The sequence below is a fragment of the Caloranaerobacter azorensis DSM 13643 genome, from assembly GCF_900129995.1.
Taxonomy (GTDB): Bacteria; Bacillota; Clostridia; order Tissierellales; family Thermohalobacteraceae; genus Caloranaerobacter; species Caloranaerobacter azorensis.
The window spans coordinates 1-24,407 of sequence record NZ_FQXO01000019.1 but is presented as its reverse complement, the minus strand read 5'-3'; the positions used below and the strand labels follow the sequence as shown (position 1 = coordinate 24,407).

The following is a 24,407-nucleotide window of genomic DNA, read 5'->3' as shown; positions in this document are numbered from 1 at the left end:
ATATGAGATATAATGTAGTACTAGAGATTTTTGAAGGACCTTTGGATTTACTATTACATTTAATAGATAAAAATGAAGTAGACATAAGAGATATTCCAATATCGAAAATAACTGAACAGTATTTGGAATATTTAGAGAAGATGAAGGATTTAGATCTTGAAATAACGAGTGAATTTTTGCTGATGGCAGCAACGTTATTAGAAATTAAGTCTAAAATGCTTTTACCCAAAAAGAAAGATGAAGGTAAGCAACTTGAAATTGAAGAAGTGGATCCTAGAGAAGATTTGGTAAAGAAATTAATTGATTATAAGAGATTTAAAGAAGCTGCAATCAAATTAAAAGAGAGAGAAGAACTGCAAAGAAAACTTTTTTTTAAACCTAGAGAAGAGATAGATTTAGATATACGAAATGAAAACCTAGAATTAGAAAATGTAAAAATTGAGGACTTATTTAAAATTTTTTGTAATATAATGAAAAGAAATAATATAGAAACAAGGAAAATCAATATACATGAAATAAAGAGAGATGAAATTTCAATAGAAGAGAGTATGAAGAGAATAGAGAAAATATTAAATGAAAAAAAGACAGTTACATTTTCAGAGCTATTTGATAAGAATTCATCTAGAATATATATAGTTGTTACATTTCTTTCTCTCCTTGAACTTATGAGGTTAAAGGTTATTGCTATTAAACAAGAAAAAAACTTTGGGAATATATATATAACATTAAAGTGTTAAAGCATTTGTAAATTCAAGGGGGTTAATGATGGACAAAAGAGAAATAAAATCTATTATTGAAGCTTTATTGTTTACATGGGGCGATCCTCTTTCGCTTAAAGATATTTCTTCTATTATTGGTATTTCAAAAGAAGATGCATATAATATAATAAATGATATGATAGAAGAATTTAACTATAATAGAAGAGGGGTACAAATAGTTCAGTTCAATGATAAATATCAATTAAGTACAAGGCCGGAACATCATGAATGGATTTCTAAACTTTATACACCTAAAACGAGTAAAGGTTTATCAAATGCAGCTTTAGAGACTCTTTCTATTATAGCCTATAAACAGCCTATTACAAAAACAGAGATAGAAGCTATACGTGGTGTCAAATGTGATAAAGCTCTTAATACACTTCTCGACAAGAAACTAATAAAGGAAGTAGGAAGATTAGAAAAAACAGGTAGGCCGATTTTGTATGGTACAACCGATGAGTTTTTATTACAATTTGGTTTGAAGTCTATTGATGAATTACCAGAGCTAAAAGATTTAACAGAGATAGATTTAGAAAATATTGAATAGTATTTTCATAAGAGAAAAACTTCGGACTCAAGTATGTGTCTGAAGTTTTTTTATTTAAAAGTAATTATTTTTGACTTATGGGAATATTAATAGATTTTTTTTTATTGGAAAAAATAGTAGTGTAGGTTTAATTTGCATTAAGAGGTGAAATAATGAAAATAATATTGATTTTTATTTTTTTAATTTTGATTTTACTATATGCACCAATAAGTATAGAAATAGAATTTTATAGAAAGAATAATAATAATGATTTGGAGATAAAGATAATATCTATATATGGAATATCTAAAATACAAATAAACATTCCGATGGTTAAACTTATTGATTATAATAGGAAATTGGCTTTAAGAATTAAAAATAAGATAGAAGTTGGACAAAACGAAAAAGATATATTTGTCGATAAAAATATAGTAACTTACAAACAGTTTATTAATATCTATAAAAATTTTATAAAAAAAAGAAAGTATATAAGAGAATTGACTGATTATATAATTGAAAATCTGGAAGTAGAGAAGATTGTTTGGATTAGTAATATTGGAACGTCAGATGCTTTTATATCCGCAATTACTTGCGGCATATTATTACAAATTAAATCATTTATTTTATCATATTTGCTGAATAAAAAAGAAATTAAAGAAATAGATTTTGCAGTTCATCCTTCATATAAGTCTAACAAATTTGATGTTATATTTGACTGTATAATTAAGATTAAGTTAGTACATATTATTATTGCGGGAATAAAGGGATTCAAGTATTTAAAGGTGGTGAATTAGATGTCAGAACATCCAATTGAAGGTTTAATGAAGACGACAATGGAAAGTCTAAAAGAAATAGTTGATGTTAATACAATTGTTGGAGATCCTGTTGAGTCTCCAGATGGGGCTGTAATTATTCCAATCTCTAAAATTACTGTAGGCTTTACTTCTGGTGGAGGAGAGTATAAATTAGGTAAGTTCAAAAATGGTAAAGATGATAAGTCTGATTATGATAAATTGCCATTTATGGGAGGTTCAGGAGCAGGAGTTTCGGTTCAGCCAGTTGCATTTATTGTAGTTGGTAATGGACAGATTAAGCTTTTATCTGTAGATCAAGGAGTTAATACATTAAATAGTCTGTTGGAGTTTATACCTAAAGTAACAGAAAGTTTGCAGAGCATTATAAAAAGCAAGGATAAACATAAAAATTCTGAAGGCAGTACGAAAGAGTAGAGATTATCTCTACTCTTAGCTTGTTGACAAAGTAAAATATATATGAAAATGACGCTCATGCGGACGAAAACTAAATTCTTTCAAGCATTCGCTTTCATTTTCATAAAATATTTTAAAAGATAAGTTTGTCAACAGTCCGAGAGTAGAGATTATCTCTACTCTATTATGCTTTATAAATAGAAGATAAGTGGAGTGGTTTGGATGAAAAGGTATAGAAAATTATTATTTGTTGCAATTATTCTTATACTTTTAAGTTCACATAATTCATATTGTGAACCGATAGAGCTTAATGCTAAAAGTAGTATTTTGATGGAAGTAAATACAGGGAGAATATTGTTCTCATATAATCCTCATATAAAACTTCCAATGGCTAGTACAACTAAAATAATGACAGCTTTAATAGCTATAGAGTATGGAAATTTGGATGATATAGTTACAATAAAGAAGAATTCGGTAGGGATTGAAGGTTCTAGTATATATTTAAAAGAGGGAGAAACTCTTACATTAAGAGATTTATTATATGGACTTATGTTAAGATCTGGTAATGATGCGGCGATGGCTATTGCAGAACATATTGGTGGAACAGTAGATAATTTTGTAAAATTAATGAATGAAAAGGCAAAAGAGCTAGGCGCTATTAATACAAATTTCACCAATCCGCACGGTTTACACGATGCAAATCATTATACTACAGCCTATGATTTGGCATTGATAACTAGAGAGGCATTAAAGAAAAAAGAGTTTAGAGATATTGTAAAATCAAAACTTTGGATTGCAGATAGGGATATAAATAAATATTTTTATAATAAAAACAAAACATTATGGCAATATGAAGGTGGCGATGGAGTTAAAACTGGATATACAAAAAGAGCTGGAAGATGTCTTGTGTCAAGTGCAACCAAAAACGGTATGCAACTTATAGCAATAGTATTAGACGATTATTCATGGTTTAACGATTGTTACAAGTTATTAGATTATGGATTTAGTTTGTTTAAACCTAAAGTAGTTTTCAATAAAGGCCAATTTATAAAAAATGTTGAAGTTATAAATGGAAATAAAGAAAAGATTCCTATAGTTACTAATAAAGAATTAATTATTCCGATGAAAGATAGTGAAATTGAAAATATAAAAGTAAAAATCGAGCTTCCAGAAAAAATATATGCTCCAATTGAAAAAAATCAAAAAGTAGGGAAAATAAGGATTTATTTAAATGGCAAGCTATTTGCGGTTAATGATTTAGTAACTAAATATAGAATAGAGGAGAAATCAATATTTGTAAAAATAACTGACTATTTAAGAAAGATTCTTAATAATTAACAACAAAGATTTTGTTTAATTAGCTATAAACTTCTAGCTAATTGCTAGAAGCTTTTTTTGTAACAAAAAATTGTTTTATTAAATATTTTAATATTATAGATTAATTGTAAAGGGGGATAAAATTGGTTCAACATAGAATAGAATGTGTAGATATTGGAAGTGAATATTGCCCATGCCATTTAGCAGAAACAAATGATTGTTTAATATGTTCTCATTTACAAGGTAAGGAATTTTGTGATTGTAATTGGAGAGGCGTATGTGTTTATCAAGAGTATGTTTGGAATGGGAATAAAAGTAAGAGTTTAAGAAGCGAAACTGTTTGTGAAATAGAAGAAAAAATAGAACATGAAGGTAATTTAACAATATTGAAAATAAAAACGTCAAGAACACTTTCTAGACAATTAAAAGAACCGGGAGCTTATGTTTTTTTGAGAGATGTTAATCTGCCACATTATTATGATGTACCTATGTCAGTTATGGATGCAGACGATATGAATGAATACATCTATATAGCATATCAAACAATAGGTGCTAAAACAAAAATGTTAAAAAAATTAAATGATAAAGTACTTGTTAGGGGACCATTTTGGAATGGATTGATAGGAATAAAATATATTAAAAGTACACGAAATGAAAATTGTTTAATTTTAGCAAGAGGGATAGCTCAGGCACCTACTTTATCAGTTATTAAGAAACTTAATAGAAACGGCTGTAATTTAAAAGTAATATTAGATAAAGGGAGAGTCGGCAAAATATTTTTATCGAAGTACTTAAAAGATTTAAAAATAGGTTATACTGAAGTTAATTTAATGGAAAATGAAGGGGAATTATTAGTTGATAGTATTTTGGCTAAAGAAAATTATGGACTTGTTTATGTTGGAGGTTCAGATTTATTGCAAAAACGTATTCTTGATTTACTAGAAAAAAATAATTGCAATTCAAATCTTGTTGTTACAAATAACGAGAAGTTTTGCTGTGGAGAAGGTATTTGTGGTAGCTGTACTACATTTACTGAAAATGGCGAAATAATAAAGGCTTGTAAATCTCAAATGGATGTTAAGAAGACAGTCGAAAGGAGGAATATGCTTGGCTAGAATTGTAGTGATTGGCGGAGGATGGGCTGGTTGTGCAGCAGCGATTACGGCAAAAAAGGCTGGTGGAGATGTAATTTTAATTGAAAAGACTGATATGTTATTAGGATTAGGTAATGTTGGAGGAATAATGAGAAATAATGGTAGGTATACAGCTACTGAAGAAAATATTTGTTTAGGAGGACAAGAATTATTTAATATAACAGATAGAGCTGCTAGACATGTTAATGTTGAATTTCCTGGACATAAGCATGCATCATTATATGATGTAATTAAGGTTGAACCTATGGTAAGAAGATTTTTAAAGGAGATTGGGATAAAAATATTATTACAAAAAAGAGTTAATGACGTTGAAATGGATAGTAAAGCTATTAAAAGTGTCGTTTTATCAGATGATACGACTATTTCTGGGGATGTTTTTATCGAAACAACAGGTTCAACAGGTCCTATGGGCAATTGTTTGAAATATGGAAATGGGTGTTCTATGTGTATTTTAAGATGCCCGTCATTTGGCCCAAGAATAAGCATAAGCAAAAGAGCTGGAGTAGAAGATATATTAGGACAAAGAGGGGACGAATCATATGGAGCTTTTAGCGGTTCATGTAAACTTAACAAGGAATCACTTAGCGAAGAAATTAGAGAAAAGTTGAATAAAGAAGGAGTTGTTATATTACCTGTTCCTAAAGAAGACGTTAATTTTGATAAATTAGATTTAAAGGTCTGTCAGCAATATGCCCTTAAGGATTTTGCAGAAAATATTATATTACTTGATACAGGGCATGTAAAATTGATGACTCCATTTTATCCTTTAGAAAAATTGAGAAAGATAAAAGGGTTAGAAAATGCTAGATATGAAGATCCTTATTCGGGAGGTAAAGGTAATTCTATAAGATATTTATCGATAGCTCCAAGGAATAATGCAATGAAAGTTATAGGGGTAGATAACTTATTATGTGCGGGAGAAAAATCAGGTTTATTTGTTGGTCATACAGAAGCAATAGTTACAGGTTCTTTAGCAGGGCATAATAGTGTGAGATTAAGTTTGGGAATGCCTTTACTTGAATTACCAAGAAGTTTAGCAATAGGGGATTTAATAGCATATGCAAATGAGCAAATTAAGACGAAAGAAGGACTCAAAAGGAGGTATACTTTTGCTGGGGCTGAATATTTTGAAAGGATGAAAGAGAAAGATTTATATACAACAGACAAAAAAGAAATTAAACGAAGAGTACAAAGATTGGACTTATTAAATATTTACGAAGAAAGACTTTTATGATATTTTAAAGATAAATATTATATTTATGTATCAAAAACTAATGAAAAGGAGAAGGATAGTTTGAGATTACAAAAATACTTAGCTATGTGCGGAATTGCATCTAGGAGAAAATCTGAAGCACTAATTTTACAGGGTAGAGTAAAAGTTAATGGGAAAGTAATTGATGAACTGGGTTATAAGATAGATCCTGATACTGACATAGTATTGTTTGATAATAAACGGGTTATAAAAAAAGAAAATTATATTTATATAGCACTTAATAAACCAGAAGGTTATATTACAACAGTTAAAGATCAATTTAATCGTCCTACTGTACTCGACTTAGTAAAGAATATAAATGAAAGGATATATCCTGTTGGAAGGTTAGATTATGATACTTCGGGGCTCATATTTCTTACGAATGATGGGGATTTGACATATAGATTGACTCACCCTAAACATGAAGTTGAAAAAGTCTATATTGCTAAAATCAAAGGAATTCCTACTGAAGAAGAATTAAATAAATTTAGAAATGGATTAAAAATTGATGACTATATAACGTCAAAGGCCAAAATAGAAGTGTTAAAAAAATATAATAATTATTCTATAGTAAAAATAACGATACATGAAGGTAAAAACAGACAGGTTAGAAAGATGTGTGAAAAGATAAATCATCCTGTGATAAGCTTGAAAAGAGTAGCTATTGGTAAAATTAATTTAGGAAATTTAAAAAAAGGAAATTGGCGTTATTTAAGTAAGAAGGAAATTGAATATTTAAAAAGTTTGTAGTCATTATGACAAAGTCATAATGACTTTTTCTTTAAAAAACAAAAATATTTGATATAATAAAATTGTTTAATATTTGATTTTTGGAGGTAAGAAAATGATATCTGCAAAAAAGATAAATAAAAGAGAAGAATTAGCAGAAGTGAATAAGCTATTAGTTAAAAATGGATTTCAAGAAGAAACTGATTTAAGTCAGATTATATATGTTATGAAAGAAAATGAAGAATTTATTGGAGTTGCTAAAATTACTGTTATAGAAAATATTGGGGTATTGAATTATTTAGTTATAGATTCGGATAGAAGAGGAGAAGATTTAGGAGATTCTTTATTAAGGGCTATATTAAATTATTGTGATTTAAATTTTATTAAGAAAATATATTATCCTTATGAAAATTCATATTTACAAAAGAAAGGGTTTAAATCAGCCGATATAGATGAGAAAGAATTTTTAAAGGTAAATAATATAAATTCAGATAAATTAATAGTTTGTAATACTGAAGAGTTTTTTAGGGATGGCTGTTGTCAGATGAGAAGGGGATGTTGAAATGAATAGAAAGTACTTTACTAAGGCTACAGATATAGCTAAAAAAATAATAGAGGCTAGAGTGAAAGAAGGAAATGTTGTTATTGATGCTACTGTAGGAAATGGCTATGATACAGTTTTTCTAGCAAAATTAGTTGGAGAGACTGGCAAAGTATATGGATTTGATATACAAAGTAAAGCTATAGAGAATACGAAGAATAAATTGACGGATTCTAATTTGTTAAATAGAGTAATACTTATAAAAGATAGTCACGAAAATATAGATAATTATGTAAACGAAAAAGTGGATTTAGTAATTTTTAATTTAGGATATCTTCCTGGTGGTAATCATGAAATAACAACGAAACCTGATTCTACAATTAAGGCGATAGAAAAGTCTTTAGGAATTCTAAAGGAAAACGGTATCATAGTATTGGTAATATATCATGGGCATGAAATGGGTGAATTAGAAAAAAACAGTATAGAACAATTTGTTAAAGAATTAAATCAAAAACAATATACAGTTATTAAGTTTGAATTTATCAATCAGATAAATAATCCACCTTTGATTATTGCTATTGAAAAAAATTTATAGGAGGTTATTTAATGAGTAAAGTAAAAATTACAGAAACAATATTTAGAGATGCTCATCAATCATTAATAGCTACAAGAATGAAAACTGAAGAAATGCTGCCTATTGCAGAAAAACTTGATAGAGTAGGATTCCATGCATTAGAGGTTTGGGGAGGAGCCACATTTGATGCATGTTTAAGATTTTTAAATGAAGATCCGTGGGAAAGATTAAGAAAAATTAGGAAAGTTATAAAAAATACTAAACTACAGATGCTTTTAAGAGGACAGAATTTGTTAGGTTATAAGCATTATCCAGACGATGTGGTAGAGGAATTTGTCAAAAAGTCAATATATAATGGTATAGATATAATAAGAATTTTTGATGCTTTAAATGATGTAAGAAATTTAGTTACAGCAGTTAATGCAACTAAAAAAGCTGGAGGTCATGCTCAAACAGCGATATCATTTACCATAAGTCCTGTGCATGATATTGACTATTATGTTAAAAAAGCTAAAGAAATGGAGGAAATCGGGGCAGACTCTATATGTATTAAAGACATGTCGGGGATATTGTTACCATATGCAGCTGAAGAACTGATAAAAAAAATAAAAGAAGAAGTAGATTTACCGATAGAGTTGCATTCTCACTTTACTAGTGGTATTGCTAATTTGACATATTTGAAGGCGATTGAAGCGGGTGTAGATATAATTGATACTGCTATTTCGCCTTTTGCATTAGGAACAAGTCAACCGGCAACTGAACCTATGGTTGCATCTTTAAAAGATACTCCATATGATACTGGTCTTGATTTAAATTTATTAAATGAAATAGCTGAGTATTTTAGACCTATTAGAGATAAATATTTAAAAGAGGGACTGCTAAATCCTAAAGTTTTAGGAGTGAATGCTAAAACGCTAATATATCAGGTGCCAGGTGGAATGTTATCAAATTTAGTTTCACAATTAGAGCAACAGGGTTCTTTAGATAAATTTGAGAAAGTATTAGAAGAAGTACCTAAAGTAAGAGAAGATTTAGGTTATCCTCCATTAGTTACACCAATGAGCCAAATGGTAGGTACTCAGGCTGTGTTTAATGTTATTTTGGGTGAAAGGTATAAAATGGTGCCTTCAGAGATAAAAAATTATGTAAAAGGATTATATGGTAGACCTACTATACCTATATCTGATGAAATAAAGAAGAAGATAATTGGCGATACAGAAGTTTATGAAGGTAGACCAGCCGATTTATTACAGCCTCAATTAGAACAATTAAAAAATGAAATTAAAGAGTACATAGAACAAGAGGAAGATGTTTTAACATATGCTCTGTTTCCACAAATTGCAATTAAGTTCTTCCAATATAGACAGACAAGTAAATATAAAATAGATAATACACTATTAGATATAGAAGAAAAAACATATCCGATATAAATGAACATTAACAATTTTTATGAAGAAAAATGGTCGTCGGTTTATTACTGGTATATTTAATTACTTTTACAATAGAATTGTTAGGAATACTATTACCGCATTTTAAACAGACAAAATTGGATTTATTTAAGAATTGTGTGGAAACCTCAGTTTTGAGGTTTCCATATTTTTGCCAACTTTTCCAGCCCGTCTTGCAGAGATGACATCTATTTTCATAATCTGCATATACCCATTTAAGTATTTTATGAAAATGAAATGGATACTTTGTATATCTAATGAATGTTATAGGCAGCCCAAGTTTAATCATATATTCTTCAAATGTAGTTTCGATTTTAGTTTGTAACGGTTCACCTATACTTACACTTTCATAATTATAATTTTGACTATTTAGCCATTTTCTAAGATTATCAAACATATATCCTCTACATACAAGAATTTTTTCATTTTTATCAACATCTAATTTTTTAAACAGTTTTTTGACTATAGTTACTACATAATCTAAATAATATTTACTTTTAAAATTCTCTTTTGAATAATACTTAATGGGGATAATATCGTAATAAAATTCGCCAGTTTCTACTCTCATAGCTCCAATACAAGTTCCTCCAACAAGACTTCCGCTGCCTGCATCATCAATTTGTATCAAGATTATCACTCCTAACTAACAGTATAATAATATTATTATTTACATATGTGAAAATAATATTAAGTTGTATTCTATTGTAATTTTTATCTACTTTTAAAAATAGAATGTGAAAGGATAGCAAAAATTTCTTGCAGAATTATAAAAAGTTTAATTAAAAAAGATTTACCAAAAATATTGGTTATAGAATAAATTAAAGATATTGAAACTATTGAGCTAGAGATAAGAGATATTTAGATTAGTTTGGAAACTGAAAACTTAAAATTAGTATTTTATTAATTTTGCATAAAATGAAATAAAACTTGCAAAATGAATTAAAATAGTTAAGAAAATGAAAAATAAATTGCAATATGATATATATTTTGCTATCATAAAAAATGAAAAAAGTATAAAGGGGGTCTTAAAATGCCCACATCTATAACGAATAAAGAACTTATAATAAAAAAAGATTGGTGTAAAGGATGTGGAATTTGCGTAGAATTTTGTCCAAAAAAAGTTTTAGCATTAAAGGATGGTAAAGTAGAAATAATCAATTTAGATGCTTGTATAAAATGTGGTTTATGTGAATTGAGATGTCCCGATTATGCAATATTTCTTAGGGGGGAGATATAATGGATAAAAAGGTCAAGTTAATGCAGGGGAATGAAGCATGTGTTGAAGGAGCAATAGCTGCAGGTATGAGATTTTTTGCTGGTTACCCTATAACTCCTTCTACAGAAATAGCTGAAATTTCAGCTCAAAAATTACCTAGAGTTGGTGGGAAATTTATACAAATGGAAGACGAAATAGCTAGTATGGCTGCTATAATAGGTGCATCGTTAACTGGTTTAAAATCAATGACAGCAACTAGTGGACCAGGTTTTTCTTTGAAACAAGAGAATATTGGATATGCTTCTATTGCAGAAGTTCCATGCGTAATTGTAAACGTACAAAGAGGAGGTCCTAGTACTGGATTACCTACATCACCAGCTCAGGGAGATGTAATGCAAGCGAGATGGGGGACTCATGGAGATCATCCTATTATTGCTTTAACACCATCTTCTGTACGAGAAACTTTTGATTTAACTATAAGATCGTTTAATTTATCTGAAAAATATAGAGTGCCAGTAATATTATTATTAGATGAAGTGATTGCACATATGAGGGAAAAGATAGAAATACCTAATGAGGATGATATAGAGATAATAAATAGAGAAAAGCCTGAAAATGATATAGGAGAATATAGACCATATGAAACAAAGGGAGAAAGATTAGTACCTCCAATGGCGTCTTACGGAGAAGGATATCGTTTTCATGTTACGGGATTAATACACGATGAAACAGGTTTTCCAAGTAATAGTCCTATTGTAGCTGAAAAATTGATAAAAAGATTAATTGATAAAATAGAAGTGAACAAAGAGGATATAATTTCTTTTGAAGAATATAATTTGGATGATGCTGAAATTGCAATAGTTGCATTTGGAAGTACCGCTAGATCGGCTAAAAGTGCGATTGATATGGCAAGAGATATGGGAATTAAAGCAGGTTTATTTAGACCTATTACAATTTGGCCTATTGCAGATGAAGAGATTGACGAACTTTCTAAAAAAGTTAAAACTATAATAGTTGTAGAAATGAATTTGGGTCAATATGTTTATGAGGTAGAAAGAATTGCAGGTAAAAACTGTAATGTTATAGGTTTCGGTAGAGCTAATGGAGAATTAATAACTCCTGACGAAATTTTAGATAAGATTAAGGAGGTTTAAACTGTGGTTAGTGGACTTATTGAAAAGTATTTTAGATATAATAGATTGCCTCATATATGGTGTCCTGGATGTGGGCATGGGATAATTTTAAGGTCAATAGTAAAAGCTATTGATGAACTTGGCTATAACAAAGATGAAATTTGTGTAGTTTCAGGTATAGGATGTTCTTCAAGAGCTCCTGGCTATTTAGATTTTAATACACTTCATACAACTCACGGTAGAGCTTTAGCCTTTGCAACGGGTATAAAAATGGCTAATCCAAATTTGAAAGTGATTGTTATAACTGGCGACGGGGATTGTGCCGCAATTGGTGGCAATCATTTAATTCATGCAGCGAGAAGAAATATAGATATAACTACAATTGTATTTAATAATAATATATATGGAATGACAGGCGGACAATATTCACCAACTACACCAAAGGGAGAAAAGGGTACAACTGCTCCATATGGTAATATAGATAAAAACTTTGATTTGTGTGAATTAGCAAAAGCTGCTGGAGCTACTTACGTTGGTAGAGCTACTGCATATCATGCAAAATTAATTACTGAATTAGTTAAAAGTGGTATTCAAAATAAAGGTTTTTCTTTTATAGAAACGGTAAGCGTATGTCCTACCTATTACGGTAGAAAAAATAAAAAGGGAGACGCAGTTAATATGATGAAATTTTTAAAAGACAATGCAATTAATATAAAAGCTGCAAAGTCTTCGGATGCAGAACGATTAAATGGAAAATTTCTTATTGGTGAATTTTATAAATCTATTGAACCTGAGTATACTGATGAGTACAATAAGATTATAAATATTTTCCAAAAGGAGAGATAGTATGTCAAAGAAAGTTGAGTTTAGATTAAGTGGAGCAGGAGGACAAGGATTAATATTAGCTGGTATTATATTAGCGGAAGCTGCTTTGAGAGATAATAAAAATGCAGTACAGACTCAATCGTATGGTCCTGAAGCTAGAGGTGGAGCAAGCAAATCTGAGGTAATAATTAGCGATGATGATATAAATTATCCTAAAGTAAGAGAAAGCGATGTACTGTTAGCTTTAACACAAGCTGCTTGTGATAAATATATGCAAAACTTAAAAGAAAATGGTATACTAATAGTAGATGAAAATGTTGAAGTTAAAGATAGGGATAATATAAAGATTTATAGATATCCAATTTTACGAACAGCCTCAGAAATAATAGGAAATAAAATGGTTTCTAACATAGTTGCTTTAGGAGTTATACAGGGAGTTACTAATATAGTTTCAACAGATTCATTAAGAGAAGCGATATTAGAAAGAGTTCCTAGAGGAACAGAGGAATTAAATAAGAAAGCTTTTGAAGAAGGTTTTAAGTTAGCTAATAATTAAATAGGGAATGATGGTATGGAGGAAAAAAATAAAGATCTTATTACTTTAATACAGATTAATTTTTCAAGATTGAGTAAAGGTCAGAGATTAATAGCTGAATATATATTGAACCATTATGATAAAGCGGCTTTTATGACTGCATCAAAACTTGGGGAAATGGTAGGCGTTAGCGAATCGACTGTTGTTAGATTCGCTAATGCTTTAGGTTTTGCTGGTTATCCTAGTTTGCAAAGAGCCTTACAGGAATTGATTAAAAATAAACTTACAACAGTACAGAGATTAAGTATGTCTAATAACTATTCAGATAATAGTAATTTATTGAAAAAAATATTAAAAGCAGATATGGATAATATAAGAAGTACAATTGAAGAAATAAGTAATGATGAATTTGAAAAAGTCGTAGATTGTATTTATAATGCTAATAGAGTCTATATAATAGGTTTAAGGAGTTCAACGACATTAGCGAATTATTTAGGTTTTTATCTTAGTTTGATTCTAGACAATGTAAAAGTTGTAACTTATGGTATAAGTGATATATTTGAACAATTACTCAGGGTAAATAAAGGCGATGTTGTAATTGGTATCAGTTATCCTAGATATTCGAGAAGAACATTAGAAGCGTTAAATTATGTAAAACAACAGGAATGTAAGATTATAGGGATAACAGATAGCTTTCTTTCACCAATATCAGGAATAGCAGATTATACGTTAATAGCTAAAAGCAATATGATTTCTTTCGTTGATTCTTTAGTAGCTCCGCTTAGTTTAATAAATGCATTAATAATTGCAATTGGAATGAAAGAAAAAAACGAAATAGCTGAGTATTTTCAGAAACTAGAAACGCTTTGGTCTGAATATAATGTATATGATTGTAAAGATAAAAAAGATTTATTTTAGGAATACTAGCTGGCAGAAGCCAGCTTTTAGTTGTTTTTATATATCATATAAGAGCTTATCATAAATGATAAACAAAAATATATCCAAAATACAAAATAAAAAATAAAAAATAAGAAAGGTTGATCTAACATGAAAAAAATAATAATTACTAGACATGGACAAACTAACTGGAATTTAATAGGTAGAATACAAGGACAAAAAGACATTGAACTAAATGAAGTTGGAATAGAACAGGCTAAAAAACTTGCACTTAAACTCTCTAAAGAAAAAATTGATATAATCTATACTAGCGATTTAAAAAGATCATATCAAACAGCTAAAATAATTTCTGACACTATAAAAACTAATATTATCATTGATAAAAACTTAAGAGAAATTCATTTCGGGAACTGGCAAGGATTAACATTATCAGATATTAAAAAAGATTTTAATCAAGAGTATATAATTTGGAGAACAGAGCCTCATAAACTCAACTTACCAGGAGCTGAAAGATTGATAGAAGTACAAGAGAGAATGAAAAAAATAATCAATAATATATTACACACTGACTATCAAAATATTTTAATTGTTTCTCATGGTACTGCAATTAAAGCATTAATTTTAGGAATTTTAGACATAGATTTAGTAAAATTTAATAATATAAAGATAGACAATACAAGTATATCTATAATAGAATATCATAGTACAGGTCCGGTGATTAAATTATTAAATGATACTTGTCATCTGAAGGAGGACTAAAATGGAAACAGTAGCTGTCATTGGAGCCGGCCCTGCTGGCATTTTAGCCGCAGGGACTGCTTCCAAACAAGGTAGGAAAGTTTTTTTATTTGAAAGAAATTCTGATATAGGTAAAAAACTACTTATTACAGGTAATGGTAGGTGTAATATTACAAATAAATGCGATATTGAAGATTTTATCAAAAATATAGTTAACAATAATAATTTTATGTATAGCGCACTTTATGCTTTTACAAATATTGATACCATAAATTTACTTGAATCCTTTGGAGTGCAAATCAAAACGGAAAAGGATAATAGATGCTTTCCAAAAACAGATAAATCAATTGATATAATAAAAGCTTTTTATAAATATTTGATATCCAACAAAATAACTATATTTAAAAATACTAGAGTTAAAGATATAATATTAAATAAAAATGATACTTTTACTATTTATTTAAATAATAAAAAACCTATGATATTTAATAAAGTTATTTTAGCAACAGGAGGTAAGTCTTATCCGCAAACTGGTTCTACAGGTGATGGATACATTTTTGCACATAAATTTGGCCATACAATTATTGAACCAAAACCTGCTCTAGTCCCGATAAAATTGAAAGATGCAAAAGCAAAAAAATTGCAAGGGGTATCTTTGAGTAACGTAAAACTTACAGCATATTTAAATGATAAAAAAATACATGAACAAATTGGTGAAATCATTTTTACTCATTTTGGTATTTCCGGCCCTGTAACCCTCTCGTTAAGTAGTTATATTAATAGATATCCGACTGATAAAATAAAATTAGAAATAGATTTTTTACCTGACTATACATTTGAATGCTTGGAAAGTATAATTAAATCTCTATTTATAAGATATCATCAAAAAAATATATGTAATACTCTTTGTGAATTATTACCTAAAAGGATTATAAACTACTTATTAGATACTTTAAACATTCCGCTTGATAAGAAAACAAATAGCGTAACTAGAAATGAAAGACATAAAATAATAAGTAATTTAAAAAGATTTAGATTGATTTATGATGGATTGAGAAATATTGAACATGCAATTGTAACATCTGGTGGGATTTCTACAAAAGAAATAAATCCATCGACTATGGAATCTAAATTAATAAAAGGACTTTTTTTCGCTGGTGAAATAATTGATGTAGACGCTTTAACTGGAGGATTTAATATACAAATAGCTTTGTCTACAGGTTATCTAGCAGGTTTAAACTGCTAAATTTAAACTCTGTTGAGTAGAATTTTGTTATAATATATAATAAAAAAAGAAAGCGGGGTTATTATGTGTATAGTAACAATCCGGGGAGCGATTACAGTTAATAACAATACTAGGGAAGACATTATTAAATATACAAGAAAACTTTTAGAAGAAATAATAAAGCAAAATAATATTAATAAATCAAATATAATTAGCATTCTATTTTCTGCAACCAAAGATTTGAACAAAGCATATCCAGCAATAGCAGCTAGAGAATTAGGGCTTAATAATTGTGGATTAATGTGTTTTCAAGAAATGGATGTTGAAAATAGTCTTAATAAGTGTATAAGAGTACTTGTATTTTTAAAAAGTAATCTAAGTCAAACTGATGTTAAACATATTTATTTAGAAAAAGCAAGTGTGCTTCGGCCGGATTTGAATTAATTTTCGATAATTATAAGGAGGTAGAATATGGACAAGATCGTAATTGCAATAGATGGCCCAGCGGGAGCAGGAAAGAGTACTATAGCTAAAATTATCGCAAAAAAACTAAATATAAACTATGTAGATACAGGAGCAATGTATAGAGCCTTGACATTAAAAGCTTTAAAAAACAATATAGATTTTAATGACAAAAATTCTTTAATCTCATTATTAGATAAAACTGATATCGACTATTATGATAATCATATTTATTTAGATGGTAAAATAGTCGATAATGAAATAAGAAGCAATGAAGTCAGTAAAAATGTTTCTAAAGTTGCTAGAATAAAAGAAATCAGAATAAAATTAGTAGAAATACAAAGAAAAATAGCTAGTAATAAAAGTGTAATTATGGACGGAAGAGACATTGGAAGTCATGTTCTACCGAATGCCGACTTCAAATTCTATGTAACTGCTTCAGTTGATGAAAGAAGTCATAGAAGATATAAAGAACTTATTTCTAAAAATGTTGAAATTTCTCTTAAGCAAGTTAAGGAAGAAATAAAGCAGAGAGATGAAATTGATAAAAGTAGAGAATTTTCACCTCTGATTAAAAGTGAAGATGCTATTTTAATTGACACTACTAGAAAAACTGTAGAAGAAAGTGTTAACGAAATATTAAATATCATAAAGAAAGGAATGTAGAATATGTCTTTCTACAACTTTGCCAAAAAAACATTATCATTATTTATGAATATTTTTTATAAAATCGAAGTTATCGGTAAACATAATTTTACTGAAAATAAATTAATAGTTTGTTCTAATCATATAAGCATATTGGATCCTATTTTAGTAGGTATAATATCTCCTAGAAAAATACACTTTATGGCAAAAAAAGAGTTATTTAAAAACAAAATTTTAAATAAGATTATTGCAAATTTAGGAGCCTTTCCAGTTGACAGAGAAAAAGGAGATATTTCTGCAATAAAAAAATCATTGAAAGTATTAAATGAAGGTAATGTTTTAGGTATTTTTTTAGAAGGTACTAGAGTTAGAGATGAAAACGTAGAAAATGCAAAACCGGGGGTTGCTATGATTGCAGTAAAAAGCAAATGCAACGTATTACCTGTTTATATAGATGCTAATTATAGATTATTTTCTAAAATTAAAGTTATTATAGGTGAACAAATTTCGTTTGAAGAATTTTATGATAAAAAACTGAATATTGATGACTATAAAAAAATTAGTCAGAATATATTAAAAAGGATTTATGCATTAAAATAATTTGATAGGAGAGATACAATGGAGTTGCTAATTGCAAAAAACTCAGGTTTTTGTTTTGGAGTTGAAAAAGCTGTTAAAACTGCATTGCAAACATTAGATGAAAATAAACATAATGTTTTTTCTTTAGGACCAATTATACATAATGAACAAGTTATTAATTTACTTGAAAGTAAAGGTTTAAAGATAATTAATGATATTAAAGATATTGACAGGGGGAAAGTAATAATTAGATCTCATGGGATTCCTTTAAATGTTTATTCATACGCTAAAAATACAGGAATAGAATTAATTGATTGTACTTGTCCTTTTGTAAGAAATGTTCAAAAGAAAGCAAATGAATTTTTTAATAATGGCTACACGGTTGTTATAATTGGTAATCCAAATCATCCAGAAGTCATAGGAATTAATGGTTGGTGTAATAATCAAGCAGTAATTGTAAATTCTAAAGACGATATAAATAAAGTTCCTATTATTGATAAATTATGTATAGTATCACAAACGACTATGACTTTAGAAAAGTTTCAGAAGCTATCTAATTTAGTACAAAGAAAAGGTAAAATAGCAAAGATTTTTAACACCATATGTAATGCTACAAGTTTAAGACAAGAATCTACAAAAAAAATTGCTAAAGAAGTGGAAGCTATGATAGTTATAGGTGGATATCATAGTTCTAATACTCGTAAACTAGCAGAGATAAGTAAAAAATATTGTGGCAATGTATATCATATAGAAACCATAAATGATTTACCTATTAATAAACTAAAAAATTTCAAAAAAATTGGGATTACTGCAGGTGCTTCAACTCCTGATTGGATTATTAAAGATGTTGTAAATAACTTGAAGGATATATCTAGTAAAGAATAAGAAATTTCGATTAAAATGTTAGGTTTCATATGTATAATTTTTTTTTGGAAGACAATAATATCTAGTGAACCTCATTAATATCAAGACCCCCTTTACATTCATATGTGGCATATTGCCACATTTTTTTTAATATGGTAGAATTACATTGACTAAAATTTTAAGTAAAGGGGATAAGAATGGACAAGTACGAGAGTTTCAAAAGGGATTTTTATAAGATAACTGGTATTAATTTGAATTGTTATAAAGAAAAGCAGATGAAAAGAAGACTTACTTCCTTATTAAAAAGAAATAATTTTTCTGATTTTGATGATTATTTAATAGGCATTAAAAAAGATAATAAACTTTTAAATGAACTTCTTAATTATCTTACTATAAATGTTTCGGAATTTTTTAGAAATCCAGTTCAATGGCGTGTTTTGGAAAAAGAAATTATACCTGAATTGATTAAAAATAATCGGAAAATAAAAGTTTGGAGTAGTGCTTGCTCTACTGGGGAAGAACCTTATTCATTGGTAATGTTATTAACAAAATTTTTCCCTCTAAAAGAGATAAATATATTAGCGACAGATATTGATGAAGGAGCGATTCAAAAAGCGAAAATTGGAATTTATGATGAAAAAAGTTTGAAAAATGTACCGAATGAATATAAAAATAAATTTTTTACCAAAATCGGAAATACATATAAAATAGATGATAAGATCAAACAATGTGTTGATTTTAGAAAACTCAATTTATTAGACGATATATTTCCTAAAGGATTTCATTTAATTTTGTGCAGAAATGTTATGATTTATTTTACCGAAGAAGCTAAAATAAAACTTTATAAAAAATTCTATGAATCGCTTACAGACGATGGTATATTTTTTGTTGGCAATACTGAACATATAATATTACCAGATAAATATAATTTTAAGCCAATAAAATCATTTTTTTATAGTAAATTATAGCATGTAAATACAACTAGATATAACCTCTAGTTGTATTTTTTTAACTATTATCAGATTTATTTGATATAAATCAAAGGAGGATTTACTTTAAAATTGAAGAATTAAACAATTATAATTTATTAGGGGGATTAGGGGGAGTGGTAAATGATAGAAAAGAAGTATTCTATTTCTGAAGTTTCAAAAATAACTGGATATCCTCAACATATACTCAGATTTTATGAAAAAGAATTTAAATTAAATATTCCAAGGACTAAATCTAATCGTAGATATTACACATATAAAGAAATAGAAAAAATTAATTATATTAAAGAATTGCAAAACAAGGGTTTTACAAATAAGCAAATTAAAATAATTTTAAATTCTCCTGAAGAAGTTATCTCCGATAGCTATAATGAGTCTGCTATTACATTAGCAACTTCCCAATCAAATGATATAAGTAGTGTAAAGAACTTTATAGCTGAATTTCAAAACAATCTATTAGAAATAATTCAAGAAACTCTAAAACAAAATAATATTAATAATATAGAGATTTTAAAAGAACTCAAAATGGAAATTGAGCAATTGAAACATGAAATTAAAAATAAGGAACATGATGTATTGATTTGTGAAAATGCTAAATTGAAAATGAAATTAAAAGAAAAATCATATGAAGTTGCAGAATTGAAAGAAAAACTTAAGCGTGAAAAAGAAGCTAATAAGAGTATTTTTAAAAAAATATTTAAAAGAAAATAAAATTTCTTTTTTTGAATAATGTACAGTAATTTGGTAGAATTATAATGTATGGGAACAATATTACGGCTATGGAGGATAAATATGAATATTGAAGAAATCAAATTGCAATTAGATAGAAGTTCAGATCAACATCTATACATACAATTATATAGTAAAATAAAAAAATTAATATTAGATGGTATTTTAAAGCCTCATACCAAATTACCTCCTATAAGAAAATTAGCTAAAAAATTAAATGTAAATAATATAACAGTTGTTAATGCTTATAATTTACTTCAGAAAGAAAACCTAGTTTATAAAAAAGTTGGAAGTGGTACTTTTGTTAATGTAATAAATTATAATACAGATACAGAAATTGATTATAAACAATATCTACATACTTTAGATGAATCAAATATAGAGTATTTGAATATGTTCGGAAATGTTATCGATTTTTCAAATACAACTCCAACAAATGATCTTTTTCCTGTTGAAGATTTTAAGTATGTTATTAACTTAGTTTTAGACAGAGACAAAGGGAATGCATTTAAATACCAAGAGAGTCAGGGATATTATCCTTTAAGAGAAACTATAAAGAACTATCTATCTAATTATATGATTAATTGTGATATTAGTAATATCCAAATTATTTCGGGGGCTCAACAGGGAATAGATATTCTATCTAAAGCATTAATAGATTATGGAGATATAGTCTTTACAGAAAGCCCAACTTATACAGGAGCTATAGCAGCTTTTAAATCAAGAGCAGCCAAAATTATAGAGATTCCTATTAAAAAAGATGGTATTGATTTAATTTATTTAGAAAATAAACTTAAAAGTTTCAGACCCAAGTTTATCTATGTTATGCCCAATTTTCAAAATCCAACAGGATATACTTATTCTGAAACAAAAAAACTAAAACTATTAGAATTAGCTAATAAATACGATACATTACTAGTTGAAGACGATTATCTAAATGAACTTTCGTTTAATAACAAATATCCGCAAACATTAAAATCATTAGATAAGAACAATAGAGTTATTTATATAAAAAGTTTTTCTAAAATTTTTATGCCTGGATTAAGATTAGGTTTTATGATAATACCTATGTCGATACAAAAAGAAATTCTTGTAGCAAAACATATATCTGATATATCAACATCTGGTCTTATGCAAAGAGCCTTAGATTTATATATTAAGATGGGTTTATTTAAGAAACACATCAATGAAATTAATAGAATATACAAAAAGAGATTTGAAATACTAGTTAAAAGTTTATCAGATTATATGCCTAAACAAATTAGTTACTTTATACCTGAAGGCGGCTTGAACTTTTGGCTTTCATTGCCACAGGGATATCTAAGCGATGAATTACATGATTTATGCATTAAAAGAAATATACTTATAACCCCTGGGTCAATATTTTATGCTAATAAAATTAAAAGTAATGCTTTTAGAATTAGTATTGCATCGGTTCATGAATCTGTAATAGAGTCTGGTATTCGTCAACTTTCTGAAATAATAAATGAGCTACTTAATAGTTCAAATATTAATAAATACTACTTCAACCCTATAACTCATCTATAATAAAATTTTATCTTTTGCGATATATATTAAAATATCCTTTGATTTTAAAATTGTATTTTTACTGGGATTTAAAAAAACTTTATTATCTCTATATATACCTATGAGAGTTGCTTCTCTATTTAAAAACTCAATAGCAATTTTCTCATAGGTATTTCCTATATACTTTTTGTCGAGAGCTATTTCATAAATTTCATTTCCATAAGAGTTAGTAAGTAATTCTTTTATGGCTCTGCTTACACCTTTATATAATGCACATCTCATCATAATTTTACTTTCAAATTGTGTGCTAATAATAGTTTCATCCACATTAGCACGCTTAAAATGTATTACATTTTTCTGTTCAATGACTTCTGATACTAAATAAATATTTGGATTAATTTTATTTATAGCCAAACATATTAACACAGACCTAGCATCTATCATTTCACTATTTTCTAAACTCCTATCTGCTAACACAATTGCAGATTTAGCATATTTAATATTAGCCCTTTCCAGAACATTATCCGTTGTAGGATCTCCTTTTATATAATAAACACTATTGTTATCATATGGATTATGAGAAATATTAGCTACTAAAACAATTTTTTGTTTTTTATCTTCTCTTAAAAGTTCTTCAATAATAGATTTTGCTTGATAATTCCACCCAAAAATAACTATATGTCCATTAAAGTCAATATCCAATAAACCCATCCCCTTTCTTAAATTTCTTTCTACAAATACAGAAGCTATTGAAGCTGTAAAAAAGCCAAAGAAACCGATGCCCATAATCATCAGAAATATAGCTATTATACGGCCAAGTTTAGTTCTTGGATAAATATCTCCATATCCAACTGTTGTACTCGTTACAAAACCCCACCATAATGCATCCCATAGAGAATTAATATTAGGGTTTTCATTATTTTCTACTAAATAAAATAAAACGGAATTAATTACTATAAAAAATATTACCAATAAAATTGCTTTATAAACTTTTGTTGTTTTAAGTGAAATATGAAGTTTTTTAATATATATGTTGAAGTTTGTAATTTTTACCACCTCTTTAACAACTCTTTGATAATTTGAACAAAATCTATTTTTAATTTTATCTTGTATAATATTATTTCCTGTAATAGTTTAATAATGATGTAGAATTTAATACTATTTAGTAAATATTTTTTAAAATTTGTAGTAATTTATCAATTTTTTTACATTGCCCCGGCAATATACAACACCCATAATATTCAATAGTATGTAAATATATTTAAAATAAATTTATTATATATTCAAAAAAATAATTAAGAGGAGGTTTATATATGAATAGCAATAAAATAAATTCAATAGAGTTACCTGAAGAATTAATAGAATTTAAAAAAATATATTTGAACAATAAAGATCCTATTAAAAGAAAAGTACTAAGCTTTTCTGAAGTCTCTTATTTTATGAATAAAATTATTCCGCTGCCTATAAATTCAAATAGTTATTATAAAATTAGATATGAATTTTATAATAACGATGAATATCTACTCCTGTTTTTAGCTTATAAATATATTATTTATAAATTATTGTTAAGAAGAATAAATTTATACGAATTAAAAATTTCTATTGAAGATATTATTTTTACAACAAATTTTATAGATTTATTTTTTCAATATAAATCACCAATATTAGATAGAAACAGTAACATTGTATGGATTTTACCAAAACAGAAAATGAAACAATACATTTATGAATCAATCTATTTCAATAATTTTAATAATTATTATTACGAAGAAGAAACTCTTTTGAATCTTATATATATAATAGCAGGATTTGCTAAATATGAATATCAAAATATAGAGGTAGAAAAAATTGATAAAGTAGAATTATTAAACTACCCTACTTTAATTTTTGCAAATATTAAACTTTATGAAAAAGGTGTAATTGAAATTATTGAAGAGGATAATAGAATAGGTATTGTATTAAATTTTAATTCTTCTAATAATCAAAATGCCATTTTCAGTAAAAATGAGGACTTATTAAAAAAGAAGATATTACAGGTAATAAATAAAATAGATAGTGTAAATTACAATATAAATGATTTCTTAAATTAAAAGTTAATTATAGTGTATTTTGAATAATGTTATAAGTATAATTGCATATTAAAAAAATAAATTGATATTTTCAAGAAAATTATGCAGTATTTTTTGTGCGTATTTGCATTTTTCTGAAAATAAACTTGACATAAAATTTTTATGATGTTATAATATAATCAGAATACTAAAACAGATAGTGTAAAAAGAAATATGAAAAGTTAGAGAAAAGATTGGATATACTTTAAGATGATATTTTAAAGATTTTACCCAAAAAAGGGCATAAATATCCCGTAGGGTGTAATTTAACTTTAAATTTTAACTGTTAATTTGTCAAGGTGCATTTTAAAATTAAGCAGCTTCTTTTAAAATATTGCTTCTATGCTTTTGATTTTCTATGGCATGTAGTTGTGCTAATTCAATTAGTTTAGCCCATTTTGCTGGCATTGTTTCGTATCTATTCAGCT

Annotated in this window: 28 protein-coding genes; 26 read left to right on the top strand and 2 right to left on the bottom strand. The window is 27.5% G+C overall.

Translation table 11 applies throughout. The annotated features are described in order from the left end of the window. The first annotated feature begins 2 nt into the window (after positions 1–2). The 11 genes from BUB51_RS04570 to BUB51_RS04520 all read left to right on the top strand — a co-directional run bounded on the left by BUB51_RS04570 (position 3) and on the right by BUB51_RS04520 (position 9,489). Complete coding sequence (locus BUB51_RS04570; protein WP_073195893.1) at positions 3–737, top strand: segregation and condensation protein A; 735 nt, start codon at positions 3–5, stop codon at positions 735–737. Positions 738–765: 28 nt separating this feature from the next. Then, complete coding sequence (gene scpB, locus BUB51_RS04565; RefSeq protein ID WP_073195891.1) at positions 766–1,305, top strand: SMC-Scp complex subunit ScpB; 540 nt, start codon at positions 766–768, stop codon at positions 1,303–1,305. Between the two features lie 152 nt (positions 1,306–1,457). Then, a complete protein-coding gene (locus BUB51_RS04560; RefSeq protein WP_073195889.1) occupies positions 1,458–2,078 on the top strand; it encodes a DUF2953 domain-containing protein in 621 nt (206 codons plus the stop codon). Further along, positions 2,079–2,513, top strand: a complete 435-nt coding sequence (gene ytfJ / locus BUB51_RS04555; RefSeq protein ID WP_073195887.1) for a GerW family sporulation protein — start codon at positions 2,079–2,081, stop codon at positions 2,511–2,513. It begins immediately after the preceding gene. A gap of 201 nt (positions 2,514–2,714) precedes the next feature. Continuing rightward, on the top strand, positions 2,715–3,830 hold the full coding sequence (locus BUB51_RS04550) for a D-alanyl-D-alanine carboxypeptidase family protein (protein ID WP_073195885.1): 1,116 nt from the start codon (positions 2,715–2,717) through the stop codon (positions 3,828–3,830). Positions 3,831–3,952: 122 nt separating this feature from the next. After that, positions 3,953–4,924 carry a sulfide/dihydroorotate dehydrogenase-like FAD/NAD-binding protein gene (locus BUB51_RS04545; RefSeq protein ID WP_073195883.1) on the top strand — a complete coding sequence of 324 codons (972 nt, stop codon included), beginning with the start codon at positions 3,953–3,955 and terminating at the stop codon, positions 4,922–4,924. Further along, on the top strand, positions 4,917–6,197 hold the full coding sequence (locus BUB51_RS04540; RefSeq protein WP_073195881.1) for an FAD-dependent oxidoreductase: 1,281 nt from the start codon (positions 4,917–4,919) through the stop codon (positions 6,195–6,197). The genes BUB51_RS04545 and BUB51_RS04540 overlap by 8 nt, the downstream gene beginning before the upstream one ends. Before the next feature lie 60 nt (positions 6,198–6,257). Next, positions 6,258–6,965 carry a pseudouridine synthase gene (locus tag BUB51_RS04535; RefSeq protein ID WP_073195878.1) on the top strand — a complete coding sequence of 236 codons (708 nt, stop codon included), beginning with the start codon at positions 6,258–6,260 and terminating at the stop codon, positions 6,963–6,965. 94 nt (positions 6,966–7,059) lie between these two features. Beyond that, positions 7,060–7,506: a GNAT family N-acetyltransferase gene (locus BUB51_RS04530; RefSeq protein WP_073195876.1), complete on the top strand. Its 447-nt coding sequence runs from the start codon at positions 7,060–7,062 to the stop codon at positions 7,504–7,506. Between the two features lies 1 nt (position 7,507). Further along, entirely contained in the window at positions 7,508–8,080 is a 573-nt protein-coding gene (gene mnmM / locus BUB51_RS04525; protein WP_073195874.1) for a tRNA 5-(aminomethyl)-2-thiouridylate-methyltransferase MnmM, read from the top strand. Positions 8,081–8,091: 11 nt separating this feature from the next. After that, positions 8,092–9,489 carry an oxaloacetate decarboxylase subunit alpha gene (locus BUB51_RS04520; protein ID WP_035161095.1) on the top strand — a complete coding sequence of 466 codons (1,398 nt, stop codon included), beginning with the start codon at positions 8,092–8,094 and terminating at the stop codon, positions 9,487–9,489. A gap of 7 nt (positions 9,490–9,496) precedes the next feature. Here the strand turns inward: BUB51_RS04520 and BUB51_RS04515 are convergent, their stop codons facing one another. Continuing rightward, positions 9,497–10,135, bottom strand: a complete 639-nt coding sequence (locus BUB51_RS04515) for a hypothetical protein (protein WP_073195872.1) — start codon at positions 10,133–10,135, stop codon at positions 9,497–9,499. A gap of 402 nt (positions 10,136–10,537) precedes the next feature. On the opposite strand from BUB51_RS04515, the gene BUB51_RS04510 reads away from it, so the two are divergent. The 14 genes from BUB51_RS04510 to pdxR all read left to right on the top strand — a co-directional run bounded on the left by BUB51_RS04510 (position 10,538) and on the right by pdxR (position 21,892). Further along, positions 10,538–10,744, top strand: a complete 207-nt coding sequence (locus BUB51_RS04510) for an indolepyruvate ferredoxin oxidoreductase subunit alpha (RefSeq protein ID WP_073195870.1) — start codon at positions 10,538–10,540, stop codon at positions 10,742–10,744. Next, positions 10,744–11,877: a 2-oxoacid:acceptor oxidoreductase subunit alpha gene (locus BUB51_RS04505; protein WP_200791889.1), complete on the top strand. Its 1,134-nt coding sequence runs from the start codon at positions 10,744–10,746 to the stop codon at positions 11,875–11,877. The genes BUB51_RS04510 and BUB51_RS04505 overlap by 1 nt, the downstream gene beginning before the upstream one ends. Before the next feature lie 3 nt (positions 11,878–11,880). Next, the gene (locus BUB51_RS04500) at positions 11,881–12,702 is read left to right on the top strand and encodes a 2-oxoacid:ferredoxin oxidoreductase subunit beta (protein ID WP_073195866.1); all 822 of its coding nucleotides are present in this window, start codon (positions 11,881–11,883) and stop codon (positions 12,700–12,702) included. A 1-nt stretch (position 12,703) separates the two neighbouring features. Next, positions 12,704–13,237: a 2-oxoacid:acceptor oxidoreductase family protein gene (locus BUB51_RS04495; RefSeq protein WP_073195864.1), complete on the top strand. Its 534-nt coding sequence runs from the start codon at positions 12,704–12,706 to the stop codon at positions 13,235–13,237. A 15-nt stretch (positions 13,238–13,252) separates the two neighbouring features. Further along, the gene (locus BUB51_RS04490; protein ID WP_073195862.1) at positions 13,253–14,134 is read left to right on the top strand and encodes a MurR/RpiR family transcriptional regulator; all 882 of its coding nucleotides are present in this window, start codon (positions 13,253–13,255) and stop codon (positions 14,132–14,134) included. A 129-nt stretch (positions 14,135–14,263) separates the two neighbouring features. Continuing rightward, positions 14,264–14,872, top strand: a complete 609-nt coding sequence (locus BUB51_RS04485) for a histidine phosphatase family protein (RefSeq protein WP_073195860.1) — start codon at positions 14,264–14,266, stop codon at positions 14,870–14,872. Between the two features lies 1 nt (position 14,873). Then, positions 14,874–16,097: a BaiN/RdsA family NAD(P)/FAD-dependent oxidoreductase gene (locus BUB51_RS04480; RefSeq protein ID WP_073195858.1), complete on the top strand. Its 1,224-nt coding sequence runs from the start codon at positions 14,874–14,876 to the stop codon at positions 16,095–16,097. 63 nt (positions 16,098–16,160) lie between these two features. Further along, the gene (gene aroH, locus BUB51_RS04475; protein WP_073195857.1) at positions 16,161–16,520 is read left to right on the top strand and encodes a chorismate mutase; all 360 of its coding nucleotides are present in this window, start codon (positions 16,161–16,163) and stop codon (positions 16,518–16,520) included. A gap of 27 nt (positions 16,521–16,547) precedes the next feature. Beyond that, positions 16,548–17,204: a (d)CMP kinase gene (gene cmk / locus BUB51_RS04470; RefSeq protein WP_073195855.1), complete on the top strand. Its 657-nt coding sequence runs from the start codon at positions 16,548–16,550 to the stop codon at positions 17,202–17,204. A 3-nt stretch (positions 17,205–17,207) separates the two neighbouring features. Beyond that, a complete protein-coding gene (locus BUB51_RS04465; RefSeq protein WP_073195853.1) occupies positions 17,208–17,783 on the top strand; it encodes a lysophospholipid acyltransferase family protein in 576 nt (191 codons plus the stop codon). An 18-nt stretch (positions 17,784–17,801) separates the two neighbouring features. Beyond that, positions 17,802–18,647: a 4-hydroxy-3-methylbut-2-enyl diphosphate reductase gene (ispH, locus tag BUB51_RS04460; protein WP_073195851.1), complete on the top strand. Its 846-nt coding sequence runs from the start codon at positions 17,802–17,804 to the stop codon at positions 18,645–18,647. A 176-nt stretch (positions 18,648–18,823) separates the two neighbouring features. Beyond that, positions 18,824–19,594, top strand: a complete 771-nt coding sequence (locus BUB51_RS04455) for a CheR family methyltransferase (protein ID WP_197051429.1) — start codon at positions 18,824–18,826, stop codon at positions 19,592–19,594. Positions 19,595–19,738: 144 nt separating this feature from the next. Continuing rightward, positions 19,739–20,326, top strand: a complete 588-nt coding sequence (locus tag BUB51_RS04450) for a MerR family transcriptional regulator (protein WP_073195849.1) — start codon at positions 19,739–19,741, stop codon at positions 20,324–20,326. 81 nt (positions 20,327–20,407) lie between these two features. Then, on the top strand, positions 20,408–21,892 hold the full coding sequence (gene pdxR, locus BUB51_RS04445; RefSeq protein ID WP_073195847.1) for a MocR-like pyridoxine biosynthesis transcription factor PdxR: 1,485 nt from the start codon (positions 20,408–20,410) through the stop codon (positions 21,890–21,892). Here pdxR and BUB51_RS04440 read toward each other — a convergent pair. After that, entirely contained in the window at positions 21,887–22,927 is a 1,041-nt protein-coding gene (locus BUB51_RS04440; protein WP_073195845.1) for a potassium channel family protein, read from the bottom strand. The genes pdxR and BUB51_RS04440 overlap by 6 nt on opposite strands. Before the next feature lie 257 nt (positions 22,928–23,184). On the opposite strand from BUB51_RS04440, the gene BUB51_RS04435 reads away from it, so the two are divergent. Beyond that, the gene (locus BUB51_RS04435) at positions 23,185–23,961 is read left to right on the top strand and encodes a hypothetical protein (protein WP_073195843.1); all 777 of its coding nucleotides are present in this window, start codon (positions 23,185–23,187) and stop codon (positions 23,959–23,961) included. The last annotated feature ends 446 nt before the right edge of the window (positions 23,962–24,407 follow it).